Source organism: Halalkalibacter wakoensis JCM 9140, assembly GCF_000513095.1.
Lineage (GTDB): Bacteria > Bacillota > Bacilli > Bacillales > Bacillaceae_D > Halalkalibacter > Halalkalibacter wakoensis.
This window is the reverse complement of sequence record NZ_BAUT01000054.1, coordinates 21,503-28,307: the sequence shown is the minus strand read 5'-3', so window position 1 is coordinate 28,307 and position 6,805 is coordinate 21,503. Positions and strand designations below refer to the sequence as shown.

General features: G+C 34.9%; 3 protein-coding genes. All 3 read right to left on the bottom strand.

Going from position 1 to position 6,805, the window contains the following annotated elements:
* The coding region (locus tag JCM9140_RS16375; RefSeq protein ID WP_034748927.1) for an SNF2-related protein at positions 1 to 1,599 on the bottom strand (1,599 nt) is incomplete at its 3' end.
* Between the two features lie 31 nt (positions 1,600 to 1,630).
* Positions 1,631 to 3,346, bottom strand: a complete 1,716-nt coding sequence (gene drmB / locus JCM9140_RS16370; RefSeq protein WP_034748924.1) for a DUF1998 domain-containing protein — start codon at positions 3,344 to 3,346, stop codon at positions 1,631 to 1,633.
* Complete coding sequence (gene drmA / locus JCM9140_RS16365) at positions 3,343 to 6,450, bottom strand: DISARM system helicase DrmA (protein WP_034748922.1); 3,108 nt, start codon at positions 6,448 to 6,450, stop codon at positions 3,343 to 3,345. Before drmA ends, drmB begins: the two co-directional genes overlap by 4 nt.
* Positions 6,451 to 6,805: the final 355 nt, after the last annotated feature.

Genomic DNA, 6,805 nt, shown 5'->3' with positions numbered 1-6,805 from the left:
ACTTATAGACTCTAAAAGTTCATTTACTTGTGCCATTTTCATAAATACTTGTTGATTGTCGAAGTCAGCCTTAATTGAGATTGGTTTTAAACGTGTCGGAAATTGACCAATATCTTTCACGTTATAGTATTTTTCAATATGTTTTCGGCTTCTTGCAATTGATAAAAAATCGAGCAATTGAAAGTAATCAGGGTTCACCATATTTAAAAAGGCTTCAGTCGTTCGTTCTTGAGCTGGTAGAGTTGTCCAGCGGTTAAAAGCAGTTTGAGCCATTTTCAATGCGTAATCGACGCTTTCAATCCCTTCTTTTTCTAGCGCTGCATCATTATCTTCTGTAATAAATGCAATTTGGTTTTTAATATCGTTCATTTTGTTATTAACTGGTGTTGCAGATAATAAGAGAACTTTCGTTTTTACCCCTTTTTTAATAATATCTTGCATTAACTTTTGGTAGCGTGTTAATCGATCTTTTCGCGCACTATTGTTACGGAAGTTATGTGATTCATCTATCACTACTAAATCATAATTAGACCAATTTATTGTATCTAGTCGAATTTCACCAGAATAGCCCTGATCACGACTTAAATCCGTATGGTTAAGCACATCATAGTTAAAGCGGTCTGTACTTAACGAATTACGCTTATCGTTTTGAGTATAGACTGTCCAGTTATCTCGCAACTTTTTTGGACATAACACTAAAACTCGATCATTTCGAAGTTCATAGTATTTAATAACTGCTAACGCTGAAAAGGTTTTCCCCAGACCAACACTATCAGCTAAAATACAGCCGTTGTATTTTTCCATTTTATCTATCATGCCAACGACCCCATCACGTTGGAACGGGTATAACTTGTTCCAAATGACTGTATCTTTAAAGTTCGTACCTTCTTTTATAATATTCTCTTCGGAAATACCTGCTAGGTTTTCTGAAAAAATATGATATAGCGTGACAAAGTAAAGCCATTCAGGTGAATTCTCTTGATAAATCAGTTCAAGTTGTTCTAACACTTCCTGACTTACATCTTTCACTTTAGCTTCATCATTCCATATACGATTAAATTCATTTAATAATTGCTCTGTTAAAGGGCCGCCATTAAAAATAACAGGAAAACTCGCTAAACGGTTGGATTGTGTTATTCCTAGTCCATCTGCTGTAAACTCAATTTCAGATTGTACTTGAACATCTCTTCCATTTTCATTTTGTACAATTATCTGTTTCGGGAATGCATTATCGCCTAATATCGTTTTAAATTGAGCATTCTCGCTTATCCATCTAGCTACGTCTAGAGCTGTAGATTTTGATAACATCTTATTTCGTAATGGTAACTCAAATTCATTTCCATCAAATGTTGGATAATTTTCTTTGTTCAATTTGATTTTATACTGATGATTACTATCTTGCTCATGATCAAAAAAAGTAGGTTGTGTATATAAAAAACGGAATTTTCCCCCTTTAGTTAATTCTTTTCTAAGTTCAGCAAAAGCATAAATACTAAAGTAAGCTGATGCTACCGCAATTTTCGAACCTTTTTTAACTTCATCTTTTAGTGTTTTAATTAATGTATTTTCACCTTTATTATCAATCAGTTTAATATCCAACTACTATTCACCTCAATCTATCTAGCAATCGCTATACATTCAATAACTCATCAAAATAACCATATTGTTCGTTGGGATTAATGTTTATTAATGTACGACGGTCTAGAAGCATATTGCCCCACTCACATGATGTTTCAGCAACAAAGGTACAAGCATGACAAGCTGCTCCATTGGCTGTTGTATGATATTCAAAATCTCCATCAGAACATATTGGATCAGAAGAACAATAGCTCATATTTTCTAAAGCACGCAAAATGATAGGATAAAGATTATCGCTTTGAGCTAAACGAGTTAATCCTCCTAAACTTCCTTCTGAATCCCCAGAAGCTGTATAAATAAAGACTCCATGCATTCCATCCATTGCATAAATTCGTTCTTTTAAAGAAGTCGTCGTATAACCACAATGTGCTGCCAATTCCCGTAATAATGCATGACTAAATGTATGAATTAAAACTTGTCTCGGTTCAAAATGAAGGAGTGAATTATCAAATTCCTCTCGGTAATTGTTGTATGCTTGGAAGATTTCTTGTGTAATTTGTTCTGTCTCTTCCCATTTTTTAAGATTCGCTAAGTTAAACTTTATAAATATTCCCTCACCGTAATTTCGAACAGCTGGTAACCACTTTTCCTCTTTTTTAACCACTGCCTGTAATTCGGTATTATCATCACTTAAACGATCGATATAGTCTAGGCGTGTAAATCCTTTTAAGACTTGCACTTCCGGCACGGAATCAACTCGATAGATTGCATCAAAATATGGTTCCAAGTATGAATGCATTTCCACTTTTGATGATGTGAAGTTTTGTTCATCGATATCGTTTTGTATTAATGTGTTCCACTCTTGTTTACGAATAGACTCATAAGTTGTAGTTTCTTCAATAGATATTTCACCGTCTAGGTAACGTTTGATGATTGGAATGAAATCCAAAGATATTTTTAAAAATCTACATGCCATCTTAAGCCCGGATTCACCAGAGTCTTTGTAAGCCTCTCTAAAGTCTTCTTCATTACTTTTAACGATATACAATATATCTTGATCTGAACTTGAAGATGTTAAAGGTACCTGCAGGAAACTAGTAACAGCAGGGGCATATACATTAGACGCTCCACGTAATGTTGTTTTCATCTTACATCCACATTTTTCATTTGCATTATGACCAATCCATGGACGTTCACCTTTACATGTAAATAAAGAGTGCTTTTGCTCGTCAAGCTTCATAATTGAACCAAGACTCTCATTATGCTGACAATGGAGACAAACGACATGTAAATCCGATAATGACCCACTATTTCCTCGTGTTATCAATTTTAATTTTGGTTCTTTGGAATTTTCCGTGCATTGGCGATTACGATGAACCCACTCATTATATGGAAAATCAGAAATATGTCCTTTTTCACAGACTAATACAAAGCGACTTGTATATAAGTCTTTCTCTTCACCTTTTTTCTCGCAAAAATAACATTGTTGATTATCGTATGTTGTCATCCGATGGCATGACGGGCATGTCTTCCACTTAGGAAATTCCACAGCTTTAATTTTTTGACGATCAGGATTTTCATTTAGTACTCGTACATGATCAACACCTAGAATTGAGGTTATGCGTACATCATTTTCTCTTGGAGCATTCCAAGTATTCCATTGGTCTGCTGCTTTAATCATCACACTTCTTTCCATTAAATCAACTACTGCTCCTGGACCAGATTGATAAATTAATTGAGAGGGTCGTATTGTTTCTTTAACAGTCATGATTTAAGCACCTCGATTTCAATTGCACCTTCCACATTTCGTAAAGACATCATAGCTGGACGTGCATCTTCAATTTTCCCTTTTTCATTAAAGCCTTTTAATAGATGATATTTAACCCATTCTGACTTTCGATAAGCCAGTTTTTGCTCTTTGTACCTTTCTGCTGTTAAAGTCCACCATTCTATTAATCCTTGTACCTCACGTTCTATCGTTTCATTGTTTGCATCATTTACACGCTCTAAAAATGCTCGGATACTGTTTGCTAGTTCTTCTTCTAGCTGTAGTACATTGCATGGGCTTTGCTCGGCATTCACGTCCATTAAGGTTTGACGGATATAGCCAATCAACGCACCCGTAAGCCCCTTGTGTAATGTTCCTTTTGCAAAAGGCGTGACACTCATTGTCTCCACATGACGGTATAACGACTGATGGTACGCTCTGAATCTTTCAAAGTGGGAAATATCCCTTGAGCGTATTGAATTTAACAATACAAATACGAGTCCAGGATACTGTCGCCCTACACGACTTGTTGCTTGGATATATTCAGATGTTGTCTTTGGTTGACCTTGTACAATCATTGTTCCTAAACGATCCACGTCAACACCAACTGAAATCATATTGGTCGCAAGTACACCGTCTAAAACTCCATCTTCATTCATCGTTTTTTCCATCTGATTTAATAGTTGTGGAATTTCATGTGCTTTTTTACGGCTTGTTAACTCTTCCATTACTAAATCATGATTAAACGTTTCATTAGGGTCCAACATATTTAAACGACTCATAATCTCGTCTTTGAATGTAGTCATCACACCAGCTAATTCTTTCACTGTATTATAGTAACCAAGCATAGTGTAATAAGGATCAACTTTAAACTTCGATTGACTTCTTGTTATTGTTGTATATGCACTATACATATGGATAGCTTGAATTTTATTACTAACTCCTGGTGCACAAACACCAACATAATAACGACCAAACTTTTGATCTGTCGGAATTTCTTTTGATACAAAATTATCATTCGCTTTTTGAACGGCAAGAGGGAATTGCATCATTGAACGACCGTATAATGCCTTAATTTGCTCTTCCGCACCACTTATAGTTGCCGTAGATGCAATGACTTTTGCTGGTACACCATTATGACGCGTTAATAAATCGATCGCTACCTCGTATAAACCTGTTAATGATCCGAGGGGACCTGATATTAGATGGAGCTCATCTTGTATTATTAACTCTGGAGGCTTTAAACGGTTAATAGGGCTGTATCCTCTAGATTTGGTTGAACTATATTTAAAACCATAATCAACACTATATAGATTCTTATTGCCAAATAACTCATGCATTTCCTTCTTCCAAGGAAGTTGAGCAATTTTATCAACTGTTCCGATCAATAGCGTTGGTAATTTCTGATAAATTGCTTCATCAACTGTATAAACTGGTATTCCACTCCCAAATGAACAATTCTTATTTGCACAACAGATGTTTTGTTGCTGGCTTGTAATTTCATATTGCTCATGAGTTAGTTCTGTACCACACCATGGACAATGCAGTAATTGCATAGGATTACCCAATTTCACTTCATTTCCACTACGAATCTGTTCTAATTTTTCCATCGCATCTGAAAACGAATTAGGAGACGAGTCCGCTCCAATCCAAAGGCCAATACTGAAAGGTTCAAGACCGAATTGCTTTATATTATGTTTTCTTAACATTTCAGCTGCACAAATTAACGCTGCTGCACGTTGGAACTGCTGAGTAGTTAACAAACGTAAGGTATAGCGCATAAATACTGTAACACCCGCGTATTTGTCTACCTGTTCTGGCGCTAGCAATCGACGGTAAGCCATTGTATAGGCAGCAACCCCTAAATAAGCCTCTGTCTTACCCCCACCTGTTGGAAACCAGATTAAATCGACAATTTTTCGATCTTCATGCTGCTCATTTGAAGCTCCTGCTACATTCATTAACATGAAAATAAGTTGAAATAAACGCCATTCACCATTTAGCTCTGGTTTAACTCGTTTTTTCTCTGAACGATATACTTGAGCTACTTTAGAATAGGCTCTTTGTAAAACCATGGCTTTATTTGCGAACTGGAAAGCTAGATATTCAAGAGATTCTTCACTCTTTGTAACAAGTTTTATACCTTCTTCTAACCGTGTAATAATTTTCTCTACTTGTTGAACATTTTTCATAGCTTCCTGCTTTAAATAGTCAGGTAGTGTTTCAACAGTTTCCTGCTGCTGTTCTAACCAGTATTTAAATGCATGTGGAATAACGTTTAGTTTTTTAAATAATTGTATTGCTGACATCTCACTTAGTTCTCTCATTGAGAACGATTGATTTTCAATTTTACTATGTTCTACGCTTGGTAACTCATAACGAGGCATCCATGTCGAGTGAATTGTTGTAAGTTTTTTGCTTTTAGCCCAATCCACCCCAACACCATGACCAATCGCTATCTCGCTTTTTTTGCGGTATAACAGTTCTTCTTGTAAGTGATAGGCGTCAGCTTTTGAAGTAAACACTCCTAAATATTCTGTTGGTATATCTACTTTCAATTCACATTGGAACATTACTTCATCTTGTAGTGGATATTCATTACGTTTTAAATGGTTAAATAGAAATATACTGACATGGTAAAGACTATTACGATAAGTAACAGAATATCGAACTCGTCCTATTTTTGAATTATTGTTATTAGGTAATAGATTTGACGTTGCTTTTGAAAAATCAATAGACCATTTTTCTTGATGAAATTCACGTTTATGTTCTTCTCCTTCATACGTGGCCCAACTTGCATTAATTTCAATTGGAACTAGTTCTTTCAACTTGAAGCTGAAACCCATACTAGATGGTCTGAAAATCTTTCTAGTTTTTAGTTGTTCATCAATTTCTTCATCAGCAATTTCAGCATGTGTTTCGATTGCATTCTCTTTTTCGTTCACAACATCTGAAGTTGCACCGATTGGAACTAACTTACCTGTTAGATAAAGTGCCATGGGGCGAATTTTCGAACCTAGTATTTCATCATTTTTTCGAGGGCCAACTAAATATGATTCTAGCTCTTCAATTAGATCATTTCTTAGAACTTGATAATTACTCATCTATATCACTTCCTCGGATAGAACTCTAATAATTCTAACGTTAAATTTAAAAATACTACTATTTTCTTAGATAAATTATAACATTTATTTTTGGAAAAAAATGTGTTATTTATATCCATTAAATTTTCACAAGACAATTTGTAAGAGCCAATTTTAATGTAAAAAACATTTTTTTAGTGTGCTATAAACTTTATAAAATTGATGAATATTTAATGGAAATTCACCAATTCATTTTCCGTAACAAGAGTTTTTTCTAGCTTATAAGAATATGACTTTAAAAAATCAGGTAATTCCGGCAAGCTAACATCAATAATAAAGAAAAAGAAGATATAAAATATAACATTCTTAATACCAC

What these genes read in the sequence shown, in the direction of transcription:
- drmB (WP_034748924.1), bottom strand. Translation starts at nt 3,346, where the DNA reads ATGACTGTTAAAGAAACAATACGACCCTCTCAATTAATTTATCAATCT.
- drmA (WP_034748922.1), bottom strand. Translation starts at nt 6,450, where the DNA reads ATGAGTAATTATCAAGTTCTAAGAAATGATCTAATTGAAGAGCTAGAA.